The sequence below is a fragment of the Hyphomicrobium sp. MC8b genome, assembly GCF_905067615.1.
Classification (GTDB): Bacteria; Pseudomonadota; Alphaproteobacteria; order Rhizobiales; family Hyphomicrobiaceae; genus Hyphomicrobium_B.
Genome location: NZ_LR898465.1, coordinates 756,273 through 778,815 on the forward strand (window position 1 = coordinate 756,273; position 22,543 = coordinate 778,815).

Genomic DNA, 22,543 nt, shown 5'->3' on the forward strand with positions numbered 1-22,543 from the left:
CATGAGCAAAAAAGAAATCCGCGTTCCCGATCTCGGCGACTTCAAGGACGTACCCATCATCGAGGTGCACGTGAAGGCAGGCGCCAGTATCGCGCCGGAAGATCCGCTCATCACGCTCGAAAGCGATAAAGCGTCGTTCGACGTTCCGGCGCCGGAAGCCGGGAAGATCGTCGATCTGCTTGTCAAGGTTGGCGACAAAGTGAGCGAAGGCAGCGTGATCCTGACGCTCGAGTCGGGCGCGGCGACGGCTCCATCGCAGCAGGAAGCTTCGACGAAGACAGAGGCCGCACCCGTCGCGTCTGCTGCGAAAGATTATTCGGGCGATGCGGATCATAACTGCGAGGTGCTCGTGCTCGGCGCTGGGCCGGGTGGCTATTCTGCGGCGTTCCGCGCGGCTGACCTCGGAGCGAAGACCATCCTTGTCGATCGCTGGCCGATGCTCGGGGGTGTCTGCCTGAATGTCGGCTGCATTCCGTCGAAGGCGCTGTTGCACACGGCTTTCGTTATCGACGAAGCTGCGGCGCTCGCGAAACACGGCATCTCGTTCGGGGCGCCGAAAGTCGATTTGCAGAAGCTCGCGGCCTTCAAGGATGGTGTCGTCGGCAAGCTGACGGGCGGCCTCGCTTCGATGGCGAAGGCGCGCAAGGTGACGACGCTGCGCGGCACGGGCACATTCGCGGGCGCGCACCATTTGAAGGTGCGGTTCGATGATGGACGTGAACAGACCGTGCGCTTTGAGAAGGCGATCATCGCGGCAGGATCAGAGGCGGTCGCATTGCCGTTCATGCCATCGGATCCGCGCATCGTCGATTCCACCGGCGCGCTCGAATTGCGTCAGGTTCCGGACAAGATGCTTGTTATCGGTGGCGGCATCATCGGACTCGAAATGGCGACGGTCTATTCGACGCTCGGCGCGCGGCTCGATGTCGTCGAGTTGCTCGATGGCTTGATGCCTGGCGCGGATCGCGATCTCGTCAGCACCTGGCAGAAGGTCAATGCGCGTCGTTTCGACAAGGTGATGCTGAAGACGAAAGTCGTCGCGGCGGAAGCGAAGCGCGACGGTATCTACGTGACGTTCGAGGGTGAGAATGCGCCGCCTGAGCCGCAGCGTTACGGTCTCTTGCTCGTGGCCGTCGGACGCAAGCCGAACGGGAAAATGATAGCGGCGGATAACGCGGGCGTGGCAGTTTCCGAGCGTGGCTTCATTCCGGTCGACAAGGACATGCGCACGAATGTCCCGCATATCTTTGCCATCGGCGATATCGCAGACGAGCCGATGCTGGCGCATAAGGCCGTTCATCAGGGGCATGTTGCGGCTGAGAATGCCGCCGGTAAAAAAAGTTTCTTCGATGTGCGGCAGGTCCCGTCGGTCGCCTATACCGACCCGGAGATTGCCTGGGCCGGTCTGACTGAGGTCGAGGCCAAGGCGCGCGGGATTGCTTACAAAAAAGCGGTGTTTCCGTGGGCGGCTTCAGGCCGGGCCATCGCCAATGGCCGCGATGAAGGCTTCACCAAGCTGCTTTTTGACGAGAAAACAGAACGGATTATAGGCGGCGCCGTCGTCGGGACGGAGGCCGGAAACCTGATTTCCGAGATTTGCCTGGCAATCGAGATGGGGGCCGACGCGGTCGATATCGGCAGGACAATCCATCCGCATCCGACGTTGTCGGAATCGGTCGGCATGGCCGCCGAGGTGGCGGAAGGCGTCTGCACGGACCTGATGCCAGCGAAGCCGCCGCGGCCGAAAAGTTAAGGCCCTGCAACACTTGCGTTTGCGAGGCCGGTTCGTTATATCCACCCTCATTCGACGTCACCGTCGGATGGTCATGAGGAAGATCAGCCGGTTGGGCGCCCTATAGGGCCCCCGAATTCTGACCGGTAGGGCTGCGGCCCATCACGGTGACATCATTCCAGAGATATCAGCGCCAATAAACCGGGCATTGCGTTCGCGCGGCTCGGATCAATGGCGTTTTCAACCATTCAACGCAACACGCTTGGCCGCAGCGCCGAGCTTACGTCATCAACCTAGGAGACCTAATGTCCGCTGAACTCGCTACCAAAGAACTTAACCCCTCGCGCGAGGATTTTGCCGCCCTCCTCGCTGAAAGCCTTGCCAAGGACGACCTGTTCGAAGGCTCCGTCGTTAAGGGCAAGATCGTCGGCATCGAAAAAGACATGGCGATCATCGACGTCGGCCTGAAGATGGAAGGCCGCGTTGCAATGAAGGAATTCGGCGTCGGCGGAAAGCCCGGCGACCTCAAAGTCGGCGATACCGTCGAAGTCTACCTGGAGCGCGTCGAGAATGCGCTCGGTGAAGCGGTTCTGTCGCGCGACAAGGCTCGCCGCGAAGAAAGCTGGACGCGCCTCGAACGCCTCTATGAAAAGGGCGAAAAGGTCACGGGCGTCATCTTCAATAAGGTCAAGGGCGGTTTCACCGTCGATCTCGACGGCGCCGTCGCGTTCCTTCCGGGCAGCCAAGTCGATATTCGTCCGGTTCGCGATATCGGACCTCTGATGCATCAGCAGCAGCCCTTCCAGATCCTGAAGATGGATCGCCGTCGTGGCAACATCGTCGTTTCGCGTCGTTCGGTTCTCGAAGAGAGCCGTGCCGAGCAGCGCACCGAGATCGTCGCGCGTCTGGCAGAAGGCCAGATCATCGACGGCCTCGTCAAAAACATCACCGACTACGGCGCGTTCATCGACCTTGGCGGCATCGACGGCCTGCTGCACGTCACCGATATGGCATGGCGCCGCGTCAATCATCCGTCCGAAATCCTCAACGTCGGCGATACGGTGAAGGTGCAGATCATCCGCATCAATCCGGAAACGCAGCGTATTTCGCTCGGCATGAAGCAGCTGCAGTCGGATCCGTGGTCTTCGATCGAGAGCAAGTATCCGATCGGCGCCAAGGTGAAGGGCACCGTCACGAACATCGCTGATTACGGCGCGTTCGTTGAGCTGGAGCCGGGCGTCGAAGGCCTGATTCACGTCTCGGAAATGAGCTGGACGAAGAAGAACACGCACCCGGGCAAGATCGTTTCGACGAGCCAGCAGGTCGAAGTGCAGGTTCTCGAAGTCGATCCGCAGAAGCGCCGTATCTCGCTTGGCTTGAAGCAGACGCAGGAAAATCCGTGGGATTCATTCCTGACGCAGCACCCGAAGGGTTCTGTCGTCGAAGGTCCGATCCGCAACATCACGGAATTCGGTCTGTTCATCGGCCTCGACAACGGCATCGACGGCATGGTCCACCTGTCCGACCTCGACTGGCAGAAGCCGGGCGACGAAGTCATCAAGGACTACAAGAAGGGCGACAACGTCAAAGCCGTCGTTCTCGACGTTGATGGCTCGAAGGAGCGCATCTCTCTCGGTATCAAGCAGCTCGCCGGCGATCCGGCCGACGCGATGGCGAAGTACAAGAAGGGCGATGCCGTGACCGGCACGGTCACATCGGTCAGCGAGGCTGGCATTGAGGTTCGCATTGCGGACAGCGAGCTGACGTCGTTCATCAAGCGCGGCGATCTCTCGCGTGACCGCTCTGAGCAGCGTCCGGAGCGCTTCAACGTCGGCGATAAGGTCGATGCGGCAGTTCTGTCGGTCGACAAGGCTGCGCGCCGCATCGCGGTTTCGATCAAGGCTCTCGAGCTGGCCGAAGAGAAGCAGGCTGTTGCGCAGTACGGCTCGTCCGACTCGGGCGCTTCGCTGGGCGACATCTTCAAGGCCGCGATCAAGAAGCGCGAAGGCGCCGAAGAGAACGAATAAGGCCGAGGCCGGCAACGGTCTTGAAAGGAATATTGATAAGCGCGCGGCAACCCCTGCTGCGCGCTTAACTTTTGTACGAGACGCCGCAGCGTGCCCCGTTGCCCGCGAGGCAAACCTTGCCTACGTTCGCGCGCAGAATGATCCCGTGCTGGTGGCCCTCCGGTTCTCCCAGCTCGTGTGCCGAGGGAGAGGCTACCCTATGCTTGAAACGGAAACTGTTCTCGACCGCCGCCGGCTTCGCCGTTCGGTCTCGATTTGGCGCGCTCTGGGACTTGCCGCGATCGCCGTAGCGCTTGGCGCTTTGGCGCTGGGGGGCAACAAACTCGCTACGTTGGCGGGCGAGAAGCAGATTGCCCGGGTGACTATTACCGGCACGATCACCGAAGATCGCGATCAGCTTCAAATGCTGAAGGACATCGCCGACGACGACAGCGTTTCCGGCGTGCTGATCTTCATCAACAGCCCCGGCGGCACGACAACGGGTGGTGAGGCGCTTTACGAGGCGATCAGGGCGCTTGCCAAGAAGAAACCGGTTGTGGCCGAGTTCGGCACCATGGCGGCCTCTGCAGCCTATATTGCCGGCATTGCCACCGACCATATCGTGGCGCGCGGCAACTCGATCACCGGCTCTGTCGGCGTCATCGTGCAGTGGCCGGAATTCGTACAGCTGCTCGATAAGATCGGGGTTAAAGTCAATGAAGTGAAAAGCGGTCCGCTGAAGGCGTCGCCGTCGCCGTTCGAACCATTGGATGATGGTAGCAAGAGGGTCATCCAGGACATGATCGCGGATGGCTTCAAGTGGTTTGTGGGCTTGGTCGAGACCCGCCGCGGCGTGAAGGCGGCCGATATTCCGGGCCTGCTCGATGGTCGAATCTTCTCCGGCCGGGAGGCCTTGCAGGCCAAGCTGGTTGACCAGATCGGCGGCGAGGATGAGGCCGTGAAGTGGCTGAAGGACGTGAAAAACGTTCCCCAGAACGCCAAGGTTACCGACTGGAAGCCTGAAAAATCAGGTAGTTACGGGATTCTGGGTATGTACGCGGGCATCGCTGGGTGGCTGTTCGGGCCATCGGCGGCCGATGCAACAAATTTTTTGCTTCGTGATCGGACGATTTCAACACTCGGGCTTGACGGTCTTCTCTCAGTTTGGCACCCTTCTGAAAAATAACGATAAATGGCCGTCGAGCTGGGGAGCGAAACGTGATCAAATCGGAGCTGGTGCAGAGGATCGCAACTGCCAATCCTCACCTTTATCATCGTGATGTCGAGCGCATCGTGAATGTCATTTTCGATGAGATCGTTGACGCTTTGTCGCGAGGAGATCGCGTCGAGCTTCGTGGTTTCGGCGCATTCACCGTGAAACATCGGGCGTCTCGGCAGGGAAGAAATCCGCGGACTGGGTCAACAGTCGCAGTTGCCGAGAAGTTCGTCCCGTTCTTTAAGACCGGTAAAGAGCTTCGGGATCGGCTCAATAAGCTCAACGGTCACTGAGCGGAAAGTTCAGTCGCCGATCGAAAGCCGAAATGAGGTCCGTCATGTTCAGGCGCATTCTGTCGCTTCTTATCGGCTTTCCGCTCGGCATCATTCTGGTGGCGATTGCGGTTTCAAATCGTCAGCCGGTCGATCTGATCCTCGATCCGTTCCGGCCGGAAACACCTGCGCTTTCGATTGAACTGCCTTTCTATATTTATCTGCTGGCGGCGCTTGTCTTGGGTGTCGTTCTCGGCGGTATTGCAACGTGGATGGGGCAGAGCCGATGGCGTCAGACCGCCCGCTCTCAAGGCCGCCGCGCGGCGCGATGGCAGGCTGAAGCCGACCGTCTTACGCGCGAGCGTGAAACCGAGGCGCCTGCCGCAAGCGGTCAGTTGGCTATCTCCGGCCGCTGATTTTTCGCGCTGCCTTCGAGCGTCCTCGACGTTTTATCGCGCAACGGCTGCGACTTACGGACTGCACCAGAGTGCATATCCGATCGGACTGGTCGAAGGTGCGGACTTTCATTGCATTGAAGCGCTGGCAAAAGCAGCGTCTCATAAGTAACTCGGCGGCTTAATTCACGAAACTTTATGAGCATTAGCGCAAAAATTTGCGGGATCTCGACGTCAGAAGCATTGAACGCAGCCATTGCCGGCGGCGCCGATTACGTCGGATTTGTTTTCTTCGAGAAAAGTCCGCGTCATCTCGAAATCGATCGAGCCAAGGAGCTTGCGGCTTTGGCGCGAGGACGCGTGAAAAGCGTCGTGCTGACGGTAAACGCCACCGACGAAGCGCTGTGCGAGATCATCGATGAAGTTTCGCCCGATGCGCTGCAGCTTCATGGCAGCGAAACACCGGAACGGGTTGCTGAAATCAAGAAGCTGTTCGGACGTCCGGTGATTAAGGCTATCTCCGTCGCGACGGCTGATGATGTGCGTAATGCCGACGCGTACGCGGGCATCGCCGACCTTATCCTTTTCGATGCCAAGGCCGTTCCAGGCGCTGATCTGCCGGGCGGCAACGGACGTACGTTTGATTGGGCGGCTCTTGATGGCATCTCAGATAATTTGCCGTTCATGCTGTCGGGTGGCCTGAGCCCTGACAACGTCGCGGCGGCCATCGCCCGGACACACCCCGTTGCGGTCGATGTTTCGTCGGGCGTTGAGATAGCGCCCGGCATCAAAGACCCCGAGCGAATCCGCCGCTTTCTTCAGGCAGCGAAGACCGCTAAGCACACCTAGACATTCTCTCTCTCCCGATGCGGGAGTAGAGCGACACAGCGAGGCCTTTACGGCGACCGACATGGCAACCACATCGACGAAGGCGGCGGAAGCCGCGCTCAACAGTTTCGCAACGGGACCGGACGACAGGGGCTTTTTCGGCATCTTTGGCGGCCGCTTCGTCGCCGAAACGCTGATGCCGCTGATCCTTGATCTCGAACGCGCCTACGAGGCGGCGAAGGCGGACCCGGAATTTCAGCGCGAGCTGAACAATCTCAGCCTGACGTATGCGGGGCGCCCGAGCCCGCTCTATTACGCGGAGCGCATGACAGCGGAGCTTGGCGGCGCCAAGATCTATTTCAAGCGTGAAGAGCTCAATCACACCGGCTCGCACAAGATCAACAATTGCCTTGGCCAGATCCTGTTGGCGCGGCGCATGGGCAAGACGCGCATCATCGCGGAAACCGGTGCGGGTCAGCACGGCGTTGCAACGGCCACGGTCTGTGCGAAGTACGGCATGCCGTGCGAGATCTACATGGGTGCAACCGACGTCGAGCGGCAGGCGCCGAACGTTGCGCGCATGGCTCTCCTCGGCGCCAAGATCAATCCCGTCACCTCCGGTGCCGGCACGCTGAAAGATGCGATGAACGAAGCGCTGCGCGACTGGGTAACGAACGTTCGCGACACATATTATCTCATCGGTACGGCGGCAGGTCCGCATCCCTATCCGGCCATGGTGCGCGATTTCCAAGCGATCATCGGCCGGGAAGTGCGTGAGCAGATGATGGAGGCGGAAGGCCGTCTTCCGGATACGCTGGTCGCGTGCATCGGCGGTGGCTCGAACGCCATCGGCATGTTTCATCCGTTCCTCGATGATAAGGACGTCACGATCTATGGCGTCGAAGCGGGCGGTCACGGGGTCGATGTCGAGAACGGCCATGCGGCGTCGATGACGGGTGGCTCGCCGGGCGTTCTGCACGGCAATCGCACGTATCTCTTGCAGGATAGCGACGGACAGATCCTCGAAGGCCATTCGATTTCGGCGGGCCTCGATTATCCAGGCGTCGGGCCGGAACATTCGTGGCTGAAGGATATCGGCCGCGTGACCTACGTTCCTGCGACCGACACGGAGGCGCTTGATGCGCTGACGTTCTGCACGCGGCTTGAAGGCATCATTCCGGCTCTCGAGTCGAGCCACGCGCTGGCGCACGTGAAGAAGCTCGCGCCGACCTTGCCGAAGGATCACCTTCTCGTCGTCAACATTTCTGGCCGTGGTGACAAGGATCTGGCCACAGTCGCGAAGCATCTGGGCATGAAGATCTGACGATGACCAAGCACGAGACACGCATCGACGCGCGCTTTGCAGCGCTGAAGAAACAGAAGCGCAAGGCGTTGATCACGTTTGTGACGGCGGGCGATCCCGACCTCGAAACGAGCGCGGCGATTTTGGACGATCTGGTCAAAGCCGGGGCGGACATCATCGAGCTCGGCATGCCGTTTTCCGATCCGATGGCGGACGGTCCGGCGATCCAGGCGTCCTCGCAGCGGGCGCTCAAGGCCGGCCACAACATGCTCAAGACGCTCGAAATGGTGCGGGCGTTTCGCACTAAGGATGATGCGACGCCGATCGTTCTGATGGGCTACTACAACCCGATCTACGTCTACGGCAACGAGCGCTTCATCAAGGATGCGAAGGCTGCCGGCGTCGATGGTCTGATCGTCGTCGATGTGCCACCCGAGGCCGACGACGAGCTGTGTCTGCCGGCGCTCAAGGCCGGGCTGAACTTCATTCGGCTCGCAACTCCGACAACAGACGCGAAACGCCTTCCAGCGGTACTGCAGAATACGTCAGGTTTCGTTTACTACGTGTCGATCACCGGCATCACCGGGGCAGCCGCCCCCGTAGTGAACGATGTTCATAATGAGGTGCAGCGGATAAAGAACGCGACACCGCTGCCGGTTGTGGTGGGCTTTGGCGTCCGGACCGGCGAGCAGGCGCGGGCAATTGCCCGGGGAGCAGATGGCGTCGTGGTCGGCTCGGCTATTGTGTCGGCCATCGAAAAGTCTTTAGGATCAAAGGGTGAGCCGAGCGGAACGACCTGCGAGAGCGTTTCTCGACTGGTCCGTGAATTAAGCTCGGCACTAAGCGCCGACTAGCGCTTTTCCTTGATTAGCTCTATTGGATACGGCCTTCTGCACCCCATGTCCGGACCATGTCCGAGCGCCGGTTCGCCAGGAGCGCCAAAGATGGGCGGACTGAGAGAGGGGTGCCATTGTGCCCGCACGCTGATGCGGTAAGCACACCTTGTAGCGGCTTTTGAGGAGCCAACGGGACGTGAATTGGATCAATAACGTCGTTCGCCCGAAAATCAGCGGGCTTTTGTCGACGGCGAAGCGTGAGGTACCGGACAATCTCTGGGTGAAGTGCCCGGAGTCGGGCCAGATGGTTTTTTACAAAGACCTCGAGGCGAACCAGTTCGTTGTACCCGGCTCGAACTATCATATGCGCATGGGTTCGCAGCAACGGCTGCAACACCTGTTCGATGCTGGCGAGTATCGGACGGTCGCCGTTCCGACCGTGCAGCAGGACCCGCTGAAGTTTCGCGACGGCCGCAAATACACTGATCGTCTGAAAGACGCCAAGGCCGAGACCAAGCTCGAAGACGCCGTTCTGGTCGGTGAAGGCCAGCTCGAAGGCATGCCGATCGTCGCTGCGGCTCAGGATTTCCGCTTCATGGCGGGCTCGCTCGGCATGGCTGCGGGCGAAGCGATTATTGCGGGCATGCTGCGCGCCTTGGAACTCAAGACGCCCTTCATTCTGTTTGCGGCCTCGGGCGGCGCTCGCATGCAGGAAGGCATCCTGTCGCTCATGCAGATGCCGCGCACGACGATTGCGGTACAGAAGCTGCGCGATGCGCACCTTCCCTACATCGTCGTTCTCACCGATCCGACGACCGGCGGCGTTACGGCATCATACGCCATGCTGGGTGACGTCCATATTGCAGAACCAGGCGCGCTCATTTGCTTTGCCGGTCCGCGCGTCATTCAGCAGACGATCCGCGAGCAGTTGCCGGACGGCTTCCAGCGTGCGGAATACCTGCTGTCGCATGGCATGATCGATATGGTCGTGCATCGTCATCAGATGCGCGAGACTTTGGCGCGTGTTTGCCGGCTGCTCATGGGCGGGGCCACGGTTAAGGCTTCGAAGAGCACAGGCAAGGTCAACGGCAAGCCATACGTCAACGGCTCGTCTGTCGACAGCAACGTCATTGAGACGGCGGCTCGGGAATCCGGAGTGGTCGAGCCTGAGGCCGTGCCGAACAGCCAGCGGTTCGAACCGGCCAAGGCGGACAAGCCGAAGCGTGACGAGACTGCAGCTTCGACGGCACAGAAAGATGCGCCGCGGAGCGCCTAACGAACCCTTCAAAAAAATGCGGGGCGCACGGATATGACCTCGTCGACGAAACGGCGGACCAGCGACGCGATTCTGGCCGACATGATGCTCTTGCATCCGAAGCTGATCGACCTGTCGCTCGGCCGGGTGGAGCGTCTACTTGCTAAGCTCGGTCATCCGGAAAAGAAGCTGGCGCCCGTCGTCCATATCGCCGGGACCAATGGCAAGGGTTCGGTGACGGCATATCTTCGCGCGTTCGCCGAGGCGGCGGGGAAGCGCGTCCACATCTACACGTCACCGCATCTCGTGCACTTTCACGAGCGCATCGCGCTCGCCGGTGATGACGGGAAAGCGCACGCAATCGACGAGGACGCACTCGTCGATGTGCTGACGCGCGTGCACGCTGTTAATGACGGCGACGACATCACCCAATTCGAGATCACGACGGCGGCGGCCTTCCTGGCGTTTTCGGAGCGTCCGGCAGATGTACTGCTGCTCGAAGTCGGCCTTGGCGGCAGGCTCGATGCAACGAACGTGATCGCGAAGCCCGCGTTGACGGTCATCACGCCGATTTCGATGGACCACGCCGAGAAGCTCGGCCCGACCCTCGGCAAGATAGCCTTCGAGAAAGCCGGTATTTTGAAATCCGGCGTTCCGGGCATCATTTCGCAGCAAACGGATGATGTGCTGACTGTGCTTGAAGGTCGAGCCCGGACGATCGGTGCTCCGCTGACCGTATGGGGCCGGGACTACGACGCCTACGAGCAGGCCGGGCGCCTGGTCGTGCAACGAGAGGACAGGCTACTCGATCTGCCTCTCCCGGCGCTGATTGGCCGGCATCAGATCGTCAATGCTGGAACGGCTGTCGCGGCAGCGCTCGTTCTCGGCGAGACGGTTCCGGAACTTGCCGTCGATGAACGCGCCATCGAGGAGGGGCTGCGAACGGTCGAATGGCCGGCGCGCATGCAGCAGCTCACATCAGGTCCGCTGCCGGCCATCCTCGGTGAGGAAGCCGAGCTGTGGCTCGACGGCGGTCATAACCCGGCCGCGGGCGATATGCTCGCCGATACGCTTGCAGCGCTCGATGAGAAATCTCCCAAGCCGGTCTATCTGATCGTCGGGATGATGGGGGGCAAGGATTCTCTCGGTTTCCTGGCGCCGTTTCGTGGGCTCGTTCGCGCGATCTACACCGTGCCGATCCCCGGTGCACATGAGGCTCCGCACAGCGAAGAGGATCTCGCGGAAGTTGCCAGAAACGCCGGCATGCAGTCGCTTGATCGCAAAAACGTGATCGATGCGCTGCAGACGATTGCGGGGCTGCCCGAAGGTCCGAAGCGGGTTTTAATCTGCGGTTCGCTTTATTTGGCGGGCCATGTGCTTTCCCTTCAGCAAGGCCTCGAATAAGCTGCAACGGCGGTGTTTGCCGGCTTGCGCCAAGTCAAGGCTGGTCATCCGACGTCCGGCTTTTTTCGGTTCAGCGGTCCGCGAAATGCGCTAGGTTAGAGCGACTATATCGGTCTGCAGCTCCTACTGCAGTCCTGTTGCGGCACCCCAAGAACGGAGCCATAGAAACCAAGCTTCCAGTACGACCAAACACCAAAGCAAATAAGACCGCCGAACAGGCGTCATTCCGGAGGAGATGAAGCATGCAGCACGTAGCTATGGATAAGCTCAAAGGCCGGCAAATCATCAAGCCGCGCTATGACAATTTCATTGGTGGAAAGTGGGTTGCGCCGGTGCGCGGCCAATACTTTTCCAACGTGACGCCGATTACCGGCCAGCAGGTTTGCGAAATCGCGCGTTCAACGGCGGAAGATATTGAACTGGCGCTCGACGCTGCGCACAAGGCGCGCGAATCCTGGGGCAATGCCTCGCCTGCTGAGCGCGCCCGTGTACTGGCGAAAATCGCCAATCGGATGGAAGAAAATCTCGATGTCCTGGCGCTTGTCGAGACCATCGACAACGGCAAGCCGATCCGCGAGACGACGCACGCCGATCTGCCGCTCGCAATCGATCACTTCCGCTATTTCGCGGGCTGTATCCGCGCGCAGGAAGGTTCGATTGCCGAGATCGACCACGATACCGTCGCCTATCATTTCCATGAGCCGCTCGGCGTCGTCGGGCAGATCATTCCATGGAACTTCCCGCTTCTGATGGCAGTCTGGAAGCTGGCACCTGCGCTTGCCGCCGGTAACTGCGTCGTGCTGAAGCCTGCCGAGCAGACGCCGATGTCGATCATGGTTCTGATGGACATTATCGGCGATATCCTGCCCGAAGGTGTCGTCAACGTCGTCAACGGTTTCGGTGTCGAAGCGGGTAAGCCGCTGGCGCAGAACAAGCGCATCGCCAAGATTGCCTTCACGGGCGAGACGACGACGGGTCGCCTCATCATGCAGTACGCGTCGGAAAACATCATTCCGTGCACGCTGGAACTTGGTGGCAAGTCGCCGAACATCTTCTTCGCCGACGTGATGGATGCGGACGATGAGTACTTCGATAAGTGCCTCGAAGGCTTCACGATGTTCGCGCTGAATCAGGGCGAAGTCTGCACCTGTCCGAGCCGTGCGCTCATCCAGCGTTCGATCTATGAGAAGTTCATGGAGCGAGCTCTTGAGCGTGTCGTGAAGGTGAAGCAGGGCCATCCGATGGACGCTTCGACGATGATCGGTGCGCAGGCATCCAACGATCAGCTCGAAAAGATCCTGAGCTACATCGAGATCGGCAAGGGCGAAGGCGCTCGCGTGCTGACGGGCGGCCGTCGTGCCAACCTCGGCGGTGAACTCGCGGGCGGCTACTATGTCGAGCCGACCGTGCTCGAAGGCCACAACAAGATGCGCGTCTTCCAGGAGGAAATCTTCGGACCGGTCGTTTCCGTTACGACCTTCGAAGACGATGCGGAAGCGCTGGCGATCGCCAACGACACGCTCTACGGCCTCGGCTCGGGCGTGTGGACCCGTAACGGCACGCGCGCGTATCGCATGGGCCGCGGCATCCAGGCTGGCCGCGTCTGGACGAACTGCTATCACGCCTATCCGGCGCACGCTGCGTTCGGTGGCTACAAGCAGTCGGGCATCGGCCGCGAGACGCACAAGATGATGCTCGATCATTATCAGCAGACGAAGAACATGCTCGTCAGCTATAGCCCAAAGGCGCTCGGCTTCTTCTGAGCCTTCGCGCTTTAAGAGTTCCGCGGGGCGCGTTCCGGCAACGGATGCGCCCCGTTTGCGTTTGCCTCTTATCGATATGTTTCTCCCCGACCAAAGAGACGGGATGCTCGGATGACGTCGGTCAAGATTTCAGCAACGCCAGAAGCTCGGGCTGCGCTTGCGCAGGCCCGTGACGATCACGGGCCGCTCATGCTTCATACAAGCGGCGGCCGCGTCGGAGGGCGGCAGTATCCGATTTGTCTACCGGCTCAGGCGTTGCGGATCGGGGCGCGCGATCATCTTCTTGGCGAAGTCGACGGTGTGCCGGTCTACGAAATGGAGGATCGCGACGGAGGTGTCGCCTGTCGTGCGCGTGCCTATGTTCTGGATATCGCGCCTGGACCAGCTATCGGCTTTTCGCTGCCTGCGGGGGCTGGGCAGCGCTTTACATTGATGCCCGTTGCGGGAGAGACTTGCTCTCAAGAGAGCGTTGATAAGAAGAATTAGAATTGCGAGCCCTCGCGGAGGAAAAAATGACAACCGAAACGGCGGAAAAACTTGAATCTCAAGTGTCGCGGGTTTCCTGCACGCAGGCGGCGCTCGATCTCATCAACAAACTCATCGGCATTCACGGCCCCTTGTTGTTTCATCAGTCCGGCGGATGTTGCGATGGCAGTGCGCCGATGTGCTATCCGCGCGGCGAATTCAAAGTCGGCGCGCAAGATGTCTACATGGGCGAGATCGGCGGCCAGCCGTTCTACATGGGTCGCTCCCAGTTTGAATATTGGCAGCACACGCATCTGATCATCGACGTGGTGCCGGGGCGCGGATCGGGCTTTTCCGTCGAGAGTCCGGAAGGCGTTCGCTTCCTGACGCGGTCACGCATTTATACCGATGCCGAGAACGACGAGCTGGATGCGCTCGGTCCTCCGCCGACAGGTGCAGAGCATCCGCCGATGTGAGCTTTTTTCCCATTCGATGCGATAAACGCGACTTAAAGCAGGATTCCTGAAGATGCCGGTTTCACGCACGCTGCGCGATATCACGGGTATGGGCTACACGCCCACGAGCATCGGTCATTCGGCGCTCATTTTGATCGACTGCCAGAACACGTATCGGGAAGGCGTGATGCAGCTCGAAGGTGTCGAGCCGGCGCTTGTCGAATGCCAATCTCTTTTGAGCCGCTATCGTGAAGCAGGGCGGCCCGTCATCCATATCCAGCACGATGCAGGTCGTGGTACGCCCTACGATGTGCACGACCGCATCGGAGCGATCGCCGATATCGTTACCCCACGTGACGGCGAGCCGGTCGTTGTGAAGAATTATCCGAGCTCGTTCGAGAAGACCAATCTCGATCAACTGCTGAAAGGCTACGGCGTTGAGGAGGTCGCGCTCGTCGGCTTCATGACGCATGTGTGTGTGAATTCGACGGCGCGCGCTGCGTTCAATCACGGCTATCGCGCCACGGTGATCGGAAACGCAACGGCGACGCGGTCGCTTCCCAATCCATCCGGCGGTGCTGTGTCGGCCAAGGACCTGCACGAGGCGAGCCTGGCGGCTCTCAACGATATTTTCGCTGTTGTCGTGCCGACGATAGATAAAATTGCCGACTGAAGCGCCCGTTTCGCGCAAACAAAAAGCCCCGCGCGACGCGGGGCTTTCGTTATCCGAATGCGGCAGAGCTTAGACCGAAGCTGCGACGCTGGAGTTGATCCAGTCTTCGAGCTTCTTCTTCTGCACGATTGCGCCGGTGTGCTGAGCCGCAACCTTGCCGCCCTTGAAGATCAGCAGAGTCGGCATAGCACGAATGCCGTAATGGCCGGTCACCTGCGGGTTCTCATCGACGTCGACTTTGACGACCTTGACCTTGCCAGCCATTTCCTTGGCGACCTGGTCGAGGGCGGGTGCCATAGCCTTACAGGGGCCGCACCACTGGGCATGGAAGTCAACAACGACAGGTTCGCTGGACTTCAGGACTTCAGCTTCGAAGCTTGCATCGGTCACTGCGTTAGACATTGATTCTTCTCCATTTCCGGGCCGGTTTCTGTCGTCCGGGCCCGTTTGCCGCGGTCGCGGGCAATGCAAAAAACCGACACCACAAGTAGGGATTAGCTCAAACAGCGTCAAGGCTGCCCAGGTCCAGGTCCCAAAGGCGGGCCGTATAGGCATCGAGGACGTCTGCCGGAATTTCCATGAGTCGTGGGCCGTCCGTCCAGAGGAGTGCCGCCCGGACGGTCTTGCCGGGATAGATTTCATGCAGGGCGAGGCGGTAGGCCGCGAGCTGGTAAAGATAAGCGTCTGCAACCAGATGGACCTCGGCGGGCGGCGGCCGGTTGGTCTTGTAATCGACGATCAAAACTTCCTGCTCGGTGATCGCGATGCGGTCGATCTGGCCCGACAAATCGAGCGCCGGGCCTGTGCCTGTGGGACGTGGAATGACGGCCGCGAGAGGCGCCTCGGCGACGCTCTGCGGCCCGAAGATCGCGGCGAATGCGGCATCGTTCAGAACGGCAAGCGTTTCGCGGACGATGCTTGCCCGCACCTTGGCTGGAAGTGCCGCGCCGCGCCGTTCAACGAAGGCCTCTGCGATTTCTGCGCGACGATCTTCATTAACGGATGGCAGATGCTGCAAAAGCGCATGCGTGATGGTGCCTCTTAGGAACCGATTGGGACCACCGACAGAGAGTGGCGACGGGCTGTCGTACGTCGCGGCAGCGTCGCGCTTTGCCGGCGCGGCGGGTTCGCCTTCCGCGTCGGGTGCGTAAGGCTCCAGGCGCGAAGGCGCGAGAGGCACGGAGAGTTTGGGCTCGGCTGTCGCGCGCTGGGTGGCAAATGCGGGATGCGCAAGAATTTCGCTTTCGATGCCCTTTTCGTGTTTCGGTTTTTCTGGCGCTGCGATTTGCGGCGTTTCCTTGCGCCAGATTGTCTGGCCGTCGTCGCGCACGATCTTGGCCATGTGCGGCGTGAGCGCTTCGGAGACGACGTCATACCAGCATCCAGGCGCCTTGCCTCGCTTGCCTTCAAAGCCCGCGATGTAAAGTCGGTCGCGCGCTCTCGTCATTGCAACGTAGAGCAGGCGATTTCGCTCTTGTGCATCGAGGCCCTCTTTTGCCGCGCGAGCATTGCTGACGGCAGGCACTTTCGACGTGCCTTTGACGGCCCAGACGATGGGTTCGGCAAGGCCGTCCTGTCTCGGTATGTCGCCGAGCTTCACAAGCCGCGATGTTGCGTCTTCGCCGGACGCCGTCGTGCAGGTATCCGGTAAGAATACGATCGGAGCTTCAAGGCCTTTGGCGCCATGCACCGTCATGACGCGAACCTCGTCTCGGCCGTGGTCCATGTCGCGCTTAACTTCGGGATTGGCGCCGCGAAGCTTCGACAGAAACTGGGTCAACGATGGCGGATTGCTTTCATCGTATGAAAGCGCCAGATCGAGAAATTCGTCGATGATGTCGGCCGCTTCCGGACCGAGGCGATTCAGCATGCGTGCGCGCATGCCGTCACGCTCGAGAATGGCCGAGTAGAATTCGAACGGTGGCGTGAAGTCGGCTTTGGCGCGCCAGCGTTTCAGCGTTTCGGCCGCGAAGGCGTATTCGGTTTTGAGGACCGCCTTGTCGATAAGGGCTTTCCAGAGCGTCTTCTGTTTGCGGTCGTACGCGACGTCGAGAAGATCGTGATCGTCGAAATCGAAAAGCGGACTTTTGAGAACGGTCGCCAGCGCCAGATCGTCTTCGGGCAGCGTTAGGAAATCGCCGAGCACCATGAGATCCTGCACGGCGATCTGTTCGATCAGCTTAATCCGGTCGGAACCGGCGACCGCAATGCCACGGCGCTTCAAAGCAGCGACCATCGGCACGGCGAAGGGGTGGCGTTTGCGCACGAGGATAAGAATGTCGCCGGGCGTGATGGGCCGGTTCTCAGACAGCAGCCGTTCGCCGCTTTTGAGCCAAGCTTGGATCGTGTCAGCAATGCGATCGGCAAGGCGGTTGGCGGGCGATTGCTCCTTGCCGTCGGCAAGCGGCTGCCACGGGTCGGCGCCGGCGGTGTCGTCCGATTTTTCCGTGTCCCAGATTTCGACAACGCCCGCGTGCCCGACGCGGTTTGCGACGTGGGTGATGACGCCCTCATTCGCCATCAAGCCTGGCGTTCGTTTGGCATCGCTGAAAACCTTGTCGACGGCATCGAGCACGGGTTTGACAGTGCGGAACGAAAGCGTGAGCGGCACGCGTTTCCACGTGCGTTGGGCCTGCATCGCGAGATCGGCGAAACGTTGTCCCATGTCGGCAAACTTTTCAGGCGCCGCGCCTTGGAACGAATAAATGGATTGTTTCTCGTCACCGACCGCAAACAGGGTGCGCGTCGTGCTGCCGGCGCCTGCATCGGAGAAGAACTCGCGCGCCAGTCCGGACACGATTTCCCATTGCTCGGGGCTTGTGTCTTGAGCTTCATCGACGAGGATATGATCAAGACCGCCGTCGAGCTTGAAGAGCACCCACTGCGCTTGGCCGTTGTCGCCGGTCAGTAGGTCGCGCGTTTTCAGTATGAGGTCGTCGAAATCGAGCGCACCGGCTGCGCTTCGGGCGGCGGCATAGCGACGGAGCACGTCCCCCGCGATGCGATAGAGCGCGAGGGATGCTTCGACGAGCGTCAGCGCACGCAGTTCTTGCGTGAGGCCGAAAAAGTTCCGCTGAGCTTGTTGGCAGCGATCGTGCAGCCCCGGCTTTTCATCGCTCAATGCCTTGGTCATGAGGCTTTTGCGAAGAGCTTCACCTTTTTCGATCAGGAAGTAATCGGAGAGAATATCGGCGCGGCGGCGATGGTTGTTTTCACAAAGCGCGGCTGTAAGCTTCTCGCCGTTGCCCGTGTCCGTCTTTTTTCCCTTCAGCAGATGGTCTGTGAGTTCGCGAAGGTCGCTTGGTGAAAGCACGTCTGCGCATTCGCGATGGAGATCGGCGACAGCAACGGCCGCGCGAACGCCGAGGTGCTGGCGAAGCAGCGTGTCCATCAAGGACAGTTCTTCGACGACGTCGAGCGGGCTGATATGTGCGGTCGCTTCGAGCCACTTGCGCTCTTCGACCGCTTTCGAGATGAGCTGGTCGAATTGCGAATCTGCGGCGTAGCGAATGATAACGTCGAGCGCTTTGCCAAGCGGGGAGTTCGGATTGCTGGTCGCGAGCGTCAGCGTCGCTTCGATGGCGTCGGCCTTGAGATCTCCTGCGGCGACGTCGTCGAGGATTTTGAAATCCGGCGGAACGCCCGCTTCGAGGGGAAAGCGCTGTAGCAGCCGTTCGGCGAAGGCGTGGATGGTCTGGACCTTCAGGCCGCCGGGCGTTTCGATGGCGTGGGCGAAGAGTGTGCGGGCGTGCGCCATCAGGCTGTCAGGAACCGGCTCGCCCGTCACGTCAGTCAGGTCTTTGCGCAGCACGTTGTCTTCGGCCGTCACCCATCCCGCGAGGCGGTCGAAGACGCGCTTCGACATTTCGGCCGCGGCAGCCTTCGTGAAGGTGAGACAAAGAATACGTTCAGGACGCGTTCCGGCGAGCAGCAGGCGCAGCACGCGCAATGTCAAAACGTGGGTCTTGCCGGTCCCTGCGTTGGCGTTCACCCAGGCGGAATTCAGCGGATGCGATGCCGCGCTCTGGTTGGCGTTGGTATCGCGCTGAATGTCTTCGACGGAGATTTTTTTGACTTCGAGGTTCATGACGAGGCCTCGTCTTCGACATGGGCAGACCATTCCGCCACGCGGGCGAGATGGGCGTAGGCGTCGTAATCGTAGCGATAGCCGGGACGGCGGATGGCGCGATATGGCGTTTGCGGATTGTCGAAGGTCGCTATCAGTTGCTCGAGGCCCGTGCGTGCTTCGGCGGCAAGGGCAGCGACGTCGTCGGTTTTGACGATGCGTTCCTCTCCTGGCGGCTCGCTGCCGGAAGCACGAATATAGCGCAAAGCCTGGACCGAACGCCGTGACAGGTTAGGAAAGCCCGTTTCGCTCGATGCAATGGCGGCTTCGAGCGGAAGCTGCGGCGAGCGTCCGGATTTGACTGCGGTATCGCTTGGCGCTGCCCCCGTCTTGTAGTCCGTTATGACGATAGCTGTTCCCAGATCGTCGATACGGTCGGCGCGGGCTGAGAGCGTGAAGGGCTCAGTCAATCCCGTAAGCACGAGGCGGCCGGAGGTCTCCGCGATGACGCTATCGATGCCGGTACGGCGCGCCGCTTCGGTCATCGCAAACCAGTCAAGGAAGCGTTCGAGACGCGGCAGCCAGAACGCTGCGATCCGCGGATGGCCCGTAAAACTTTCGAGCACGCTGGTCGCGATGCGCTTGAGTTCGCTCTGCGGATCGGCGGGGAGGGCAGCAGGGAATGTCCTGGTGAAATCGGCAACGACCTTATGAATGATGCTGCCGCGAAGACTTGCGTCCGGCTCGGCGCCAAGCTCTGGTAGTGGCTCAACCGCGAGGATGCGACGGGCAAAGATCGCATAAGGGTTGCTCGTCCAGCGTTCCACTTCCGTCACGCTCATCCGACGTGGACGCATTTCGAATGGAGGCCTGGGTTCCGGAGCCTGAATGGTGCGGCGGTTTTGCGGATCAATATGATCGCGCGCGCGCGCCCATCCGAGCCAGGGCTTTTTGGCTTCCAGCACGGAAAGCAGATTCATGCCCTTCAGCAGCGCCGTCACGCGCATCAGCCAGCGCGATGGGACAGTCGGCACGCCATCGACTTTTTCGGCGCGCGTGAGATAGACGTTTTCGGCGCCGAGCAGCGAGATGAAATCGTGCGCGGCACGGCCGATTTCTTCTTCCGGTGACGGCAGACCGAGTTCGGTGCGCATCGGCCGGTTGAGCCACGCGCCGGGTTCGGCTGCTTCGGGCCACGTGCCTTCATTGAGCGAACCGACGATCAGGACGTCGGGTTGCTGCAAGCGGGCTTCGAACGGTCCCCAGATCGAGATGCGCGGATGCACGGCTGTTCGTTCGCGGACGTTCGCACGCGATAGAAGCGTCGCGTAGAGATCGGCGTAATCGGCGGCGCGGATTTCGACCTTGGGTGTGTCGGGATTGAGCAGATCGGCGAAGAAACGCGAAGCCATCTCGCCGGCCTCGCCTTGCCAGAGCTGGTTTTGCTCGGATGAAACGCCACGCTCGTCTTCTGGCCATGCTGCTAGTGCTTCTGCTGCTGCTGCGTGCGCGCGTGCCAGGTCTGCAAGCGTGTGTTGATCGTCGGAGGCATAGAGTTCGCGGAGGGGGCCGAATGCCTCGGCCATTTTGAGGACAAGTGCTCGCGCGCCTTCGGTGTCTTCCGGCCAAAGCCGTTCGGCGGCGCGGTGTTTGCGCTGGTCTTCGTCAAGATCGGCGTGGTCGAGCGCGGCGAGGATGCCTTCAATACCTCGGCCGAGATAGGGCCTGCGAAAAGCACTGATTTCGAGCGTGCGTGCAAAGCGGCGGATGTCGAACGCCTTGAAGCCGATGCGGCAGAGCGGGTGGCGGAGAAGTGCCATCGTTTCGGGCGGCGCAAACCTGCTGACGACGGTATTGATGACGAGTGCGAGGAAGGCGCCCGGAACTGTCTTGGCGAAGGGACGTCCTGCGCTGTCGTCGACGCGAATGCCCCAAGCTTCGAGACGGATCGCTACGCGACGCGCCAACAAGCGATCAGGGGAGACGAGGGCGGCCTTGCGGCCGGGCGTTTCGATCGCTTCGCGCAGGATCAGCGCGATTGTTTCGGCTTCATCTTGTGCTGACGGCGCTTCGATCAGTGAGACGCCAGCGAGGCCCTCGGTGAGGTCATCGCGATTTGCGTGAGTGGCAAAGTCATGCCAGAGGTTGGTCGTCGCCGAGGGGCGCATCGCCTCGCTGAAGAACGCGGAGCGTGTGCGGCGGGCGGCGTCGATTTCCAGTCCGGGCAATTCGCGCACGTCGGTGCGTGAGACGCCCAGATCGTCGAGAAGTTTCTTCAAGCCGAACTGCGGATGTTCGGGATGCTCTGGCCTGATCCTGTTCCAGCTGCTCTCGTCCAGCGAGGTGTCGAGAGCGGGCAGCACGACAGCGCCGGAGGCGTGCGTTGCGACGGCGCGCATGAGAGCGACGGTCGCGGGAATGGAGCCTGTAACGCCCGCAACGATCACGACCTCGTCTGGCTTCAGGCGAGCAATGCGTTCCGTTTCGGCGAGGATCAACGCGTTGCGGCGCGCTTCTGGCGAGGCAAGGCCGTTGGCCGCGAGATAGGCCGGCCAGAATTCGGTGACGATCTTGAGAAATTCGACCGTTTTCTTCCAGTGCTCGGCATAGTTTTCCGGCACGAGATTTTGGATGCCATCCAGCGATACGTTCTCGCGCTCGATGTCGTCCATCAGCTTGGCGAGTTCGGTGGCGAGCTGGGCGGCTTGTGCGGGCGTCGAGCCAAGGGCTGTCTTGTCTGTCGATGCTTCCGCCATCGTCCGCCGCCAATGACCGACGAGCTGCATCAAGACCAGCATCCGATTGAGTGGATTGATCGCTGGTGTCTGCTCCAGTGCGTCGATGCCGGAGGGGCCGAGTTCAAGCAGATTGGAGATCAGCGAGACGTCGTCGTCGCCCTCGGAAATGGGCTGGATGCGCGGCATGATCAGCGCGCGTGTGTGGGCGACGGACAGAAAGGCTTCGCGCGCGGCGCGTGCAGCGCGCCGCGTCGGCAGTAGCAGCGTGATTTTCGGAAGCGAGAGAATATCGGGAGCGTTGCCTCCCGGCCGCGGCAGGTCTCCCTTCAAAATCGCGCGCGCGAGCGCTTCCAGAAACGGTACGCCGAGCGGCAGAGTGAAGACGTTCGGCGCCATCAGTCGGAACTCGTCGTCAGCGGTTCCATCAGGGCGGCTTCGGCTTCGGCCAGCGCCTCGGGCGTGCCGACATGCATCCAGATGCCTTCGAGGCGCAGGCCAAAGAGGCGCTCTCTTTCGATGGCTTGGTTCCAGAGCTTGTTGAGCGAGAACGGGCCTGCTGGAGCACCCTCGAACAAGCGCGGGTGCGCGATCGAGACGCCTGCAAAAACAAACGGCGCCATCTTGGGGCCGGACTGGCGCGTAAGCCGGCCCATCGGGTCCATTTGAAAGTCACCGCGGCCGTCATAGCCGATGCTTGCTGCGAGCGGCGCAACGAGCATCAGGCTATCCATCGTTGTCTCATCCCAGGCGTCCAGCAGCCGATTGAGGTTCGAGCCTAATCCCTCGATCCAGACGGAATCCGAATTATGGATGACGAAGGGCTCTTTTCCGAGCTTCGGCAGCGCGTGAAGCACGCCGCCGCCGGTATCGAGCAAATGTTTGCGCTCGTCGGAGATCACGATCTGCGGCTTGGCGCGGTGGGCGAGGTGCTGTTCGATCTTGTCTGCAAGGTAATGGACGTTGACGACGGCTTTTTTGATCCCTGCGGTGGCGAGGCGGTTAAGCACGTGGTCGATCAAGGGTTTGCCGCCGAGCGGCACGAGCGGTTTTGGGATCGTGGCGGTCAGGGGGCGCATGCGCTCGCCTTTGCCGGCAGCCAGGACGAATGCGCTAGTTGGGCGCTTGGCGGACGTCAT

The 22,543-nt window shown here is 60.7% G+C and carries 18 protein-coding genes; 14 read left to right on the top strand and 4 right to left on the bottom strand.

Annotated features, from left to right (window positions below):
- The first annotated feature begins 1 nt into the window (after position 1).
- The 14 genes from lpdA to ACLB1Z_RS03695 all read left to right on the top strand — a co-directional run bounded on the left by lpdA (position 2) and on the right by ACLB1Z_RS03695 (position 14,603).
- Positions 2-1,753, top strand: coding sequence for a dihydrolipoyl dehydrogenase (gene lpdA, locus ACLB1Z_RS03630; protein ID WP_409562083.1), 1,752 nt, complete (start codon positions 2-4; stop codon positions 1,751-1,753).
- A gap of 284 nt (positions 1,754-2,037) precedes the next feature.
- Complete coding sequence (rpsA, locus tag ACLB1Z_RS03635) at positions 2,038-3,759, top strand: 30S ribosomal protein S1 (protein WP_409562084.1); 1,722 nt, start codon at positions 2,038-2,040, stop codon at positions 3,757-3,759.
- A gap of 331 nt (positions 3,760-4,090) precedes the next feature.
- Positions 4,091-4,924, top strand: coding sequence for a signal peptide peptidase SppA (gene sppA, locus ACLB1Z_RS03640; RefSeq protein ID WP_409562085.1), 834 nt, complete (start codon positions 4,091-4,093; stop codon positions 4,922-4,924).
- Between the two features lie 32 nt (positions 4,925-4,956).
- Positions 4,957-5,247, top strand: coding sequence for an integration host factor subunit beta (gene ihfB, locus ACLB1Z_RS03645; protein WP_013946186.1), 291 nt, complete (start codon positions 4,957-4,959; stop codon positions 5,245-5,247).
- 44 nt (positions 5,248-5,291) lie between these two features.
- Positions 5,292-5,642, top strand: coding sequence for a lipopolysaccharide assembly protein LapA domain-containing protein (locus tag ACLB1Z_RS03650; RefSeq protein ID WP_013946187.1), 351 nt, complete (start codon positions 5,292-5,294; stop codon positions 5,640-5,642).
- Between the two features lie 177 nt (positions 5,643-5,819).
- A complete protein-coding gene (locus ACLB1Z_RS03655) occupies positions 5,820-6,470 on the top strand; it encodes a phosphoribosylanthranilate isomerase (RefSeq protein ID WP_409562086.1) in 651 nt (216 codons plus the stop codon).
- A gap of 61 nt (positions 6,471-6,531) precedes the next feature.
- Positions 6,532-7,773, top strand: a complete 1,242-nt coding sequence (trpB, locus tag ACLB1Z_RS03660; protein WP_409562087.1) for a tryptophan synthase subunit beta — start codon at positions 6,532-6,534, stop codon at positions 7,771-7,773.
- A gap of 2 nt (positions 7,774-7,775) precedes the next feature.
- Positions 7,776-8,606, top strand: coding sequence for a tryptophan synthase subunit alpha (gene trpA / locus ACLB1Z_RS03665; RefSeq protein ID WP_409562088.1), 831 nt, complete (start codon positions 7,776-7,778; stop codon positions 8,604-8,606).
- 178 nt (positions 8,607-8,784) lie between these two features.
- Positions 8,785-9,864: an acetyl-CoA carboxylase, carboxyltransferase subunit beta gene (gene accD / locus ACLB1Z_RS03670; RefSeq protein WP_409562089.1), complete on the top strand. Its 1,080-nt coding sequence runs from the start codon at positions 8,785-8,787 to the stop codon at positions 9,862-9,864.
- Positions 9,865-9,897: 33 nt separating this feature from the next.
- Positions 9,898-11,247, top strand: coding sequence for a bifunctional folylpolyglutamate synthase/dihydrofolate synthase (locus tag ACLB1Z_RS03675; RefSeq protein ID WP_409562090.1), 1,350 nt, complete (start codon positions 9,898-9,900; stop codon positions 11,245-11,247).
- A 242-nt stretch (positions 11,248-11,489) separates the two neighbouring features.
- Positions 11,490-13,010, top strand: a complete 1,521-nt coding sequence (gene adh, locus ACLB1Z_RS03680) for an aldehyde dehydrogenase (RefSeq protein ID WP_013946193.1) — start codon at positions 11,490-11,492, stop codon at positions 13,008-13,010.
- Positions 13,011-13,121: 111 nt separating this feature from the next.
- Positions 13,122-13,496, top strand: coding sequence for a DUF779 domain-containing protein (locus ACLB1Z_RS03685; protein WP_013946194.1), 375 nt, complete (start codon positions 13,122-13,124; stop codon positions 13,494-13,496).
- A gap of 26 nt (positions 13,497-13,522) precedes the next feature.
- Positions 13,523-13,951, top strand: a complete 429-nt coding sequence (locus tag ACLB1Z_RS03690) for a DUF779 domain-containing protein (RefSeq protein ID WP_409562091.1) — start codon at positions 13,523-13,525, stop codon at positions 13,949-13,951.
- A 52-nt stretch (positions 13,952-14,003) separates the two neighbouring features.
- Positions 14,004-14,603 carry a cysteine hydrolase family protein gene (locus ACLB1Z_RS03695; RefSeq protein ID WP_409562092.1) on the top strand — a complete coding sequence of 200 codons (600 nt, stop codon included), beginning with the start codon at positions 14,004-14,006 and terminating at the stop codon, positions 14,601-14,603.
- A gap of 69 nt (positions 14,604-14,672) precedes the next feature.
- Here the strand turns inward: ACLB1Z_RS03695 and trxA are convergent, their stop codons facing one another.
- The 4 genes from trxA to ACLB1Z_RS03715 form a co-directional block, all read right to left on the bottom strand.
- Positions 14,673-15,005 (bottom strand): thioredoxin, encoded by a 333-nt coding sequence (gene trxA, locus ACLB1Z_RS03700; RefSeq protein ID WP_013946197.1) that lies wholly within the window; start codon positions 15,003-15,005, stop codon positions 14,673-14,675.
- 97 nt (positions 15,006-15,102) lie between these two features.
- The gene (gene addA / locus ACLB1Z_RS03705) at positions 15,103-18,690 is read right to left on the bottom strand and encodes a double-strand break repair helicase AddA (RefSeq protein ID WP_409562093.1); all 3,588 of its coding nucleotides are present in this window, start codon (positions 18,688-18,690) and stop codon (positions 15,103-15,105) included.
- The gene (gene addB / locus ACLB1Z_RS03710) at positions 18,687-21,803 is read right to left on the bottom strand and encodes a double-strand break repair protein AddB (RefSeq protein WP_409562094.1); all 3,117 of its coding nucleotides are present in this window, start codon (positions 21,801-21,803) and stop codon (positions 18,687-18,689) included. The genes addA and addB overlap by 4 nt, the downstream gene beginning before the upstream one ends.
- Positions 21,803-22,543, bottom strand: a complete 741-nt coding sequence (locus tag ACLB1Z_RS03715) for a nucleotidyltransferase family protein (RefSeq protein ID WP_409562095.1) — start codon at positions 22,541-22,543, stop codon at positions 21,803-21,805. Before ACLB1Z_RS03715 ends, addB begins: the two co-directional genes overlap by 1 nt.

What these genes read in the sequence shown, in the direction of transcription:
- lpdA (WP_409562083.1), top strand. Translation starts at nt 2, where the DNA reads ATGAGCAAAAAAGAAATCCGCGTTCCCGATCTCGGCGACTTCAAGGAC.
- rpsA (WP_409562084.1), top strand. Translation starts at nt 2,038, where the DNA reads ATGTCCGCTGAACTCGCTACCAAAGAACTTAACCCCTCGCGCGAGGAT.
- ACLB1Z_RS03650 (WP_013946187.1), top strand. Translation starts at nt 5,292, where the DNA reads ATGTTCAGGCGCATTCTGTCGCTTCTTATCGGCTTTCCGCTCGGCATC.
- ACLB1Z_RS03655 (WP_409562086.1), top strand. Translation starts at nt 5,820, where the DNA reads ATGAGCATTAGCGCAAAAATTTGCGGGATCTCGACGTCAGAAGCATTG.
- trpB (WP_409562087.1), top strand. Translation starts at nt 6,532, where the DNA reads ATGGCAACCACATCGACGAAGGCGGCGGAAGCCGCGCTCAACAGTTTC.
- trpA (WP_409562088.1), top strand. Translation starts at nt 7,776, where the DNA reads ATGACCAAGCACGAGACACGCATCGACGCGCGCTTTGCAGCGCTGAAG.
- ACLB1Z_RS03675 (WP_409562090.1), top strand. Translation starts at nt 9,898, where the DNA reads ATGACCTCGTCGACGAAACGGCGGACCAGCGACGCGATTCTGGCCGAC.
- adh (WP_013946193.1), top strand. Translation starts at nt 11,490, where the DNA reads ATGCAGCACGTAGCTATGGATAAGCTCAAAGGCCGGCAAATCATCAAG.
- ACLB1Z_RS03685 (WP_013946194.1), top strand. Translation starts at nt 13,122, where the DNA reads ATGACGTCGGTCAAGATTTCAGCAACGCCAGAAGCTCGGGCTGCGCTT.
- ACLB1Z_RS03690 (WP_409562091.1), top strand. Translation starts at nt 13,523, where the DNA reads ATGACAACCGAAACGGCGGAAAAACTTGAATCTCAAGTGTCGCGGGTT.
- ACLB1Z_RS03695 (WP_409562092.1), top strand. Translation starts at nt 14,004, where the DNA reads ATGCCGGTTTCACGCACGCTGCGCGATATCACGGGTATGGGCTACACG.
- trxA (WP_013946197.1), bottom strand. Translation starts at nt 15,005, where the DNA reads ATGTCTAACGCAGTGACCGATGCAAGCTTCGAAGCTGAAGTCCTGAAG.
- addA (WP_409562093.1), bottom strand. Translation starts at nt 18,690, where the DNA reads ATGAACCTCGAAGTCAAAAAAATCTCCGTCGAAGACATTCAGCGCGAT.
- addB (WP_409562094.1), bottom strand. Translation starts at nt 21,803, where the DNA reads ATGGCGCCGAACGTCTTCACTCTGCCGCTCGGCGTACCGTTTCTGGAA.
- ACLB1Z_RS03715 (WP_409562095.1), bottom strand. Translation starts at nt 22,543, where the DNA reads ATGACGTCCGCCAAGCGCCCAACTAGCGCATTCGTCCTGGCTGCCGGC.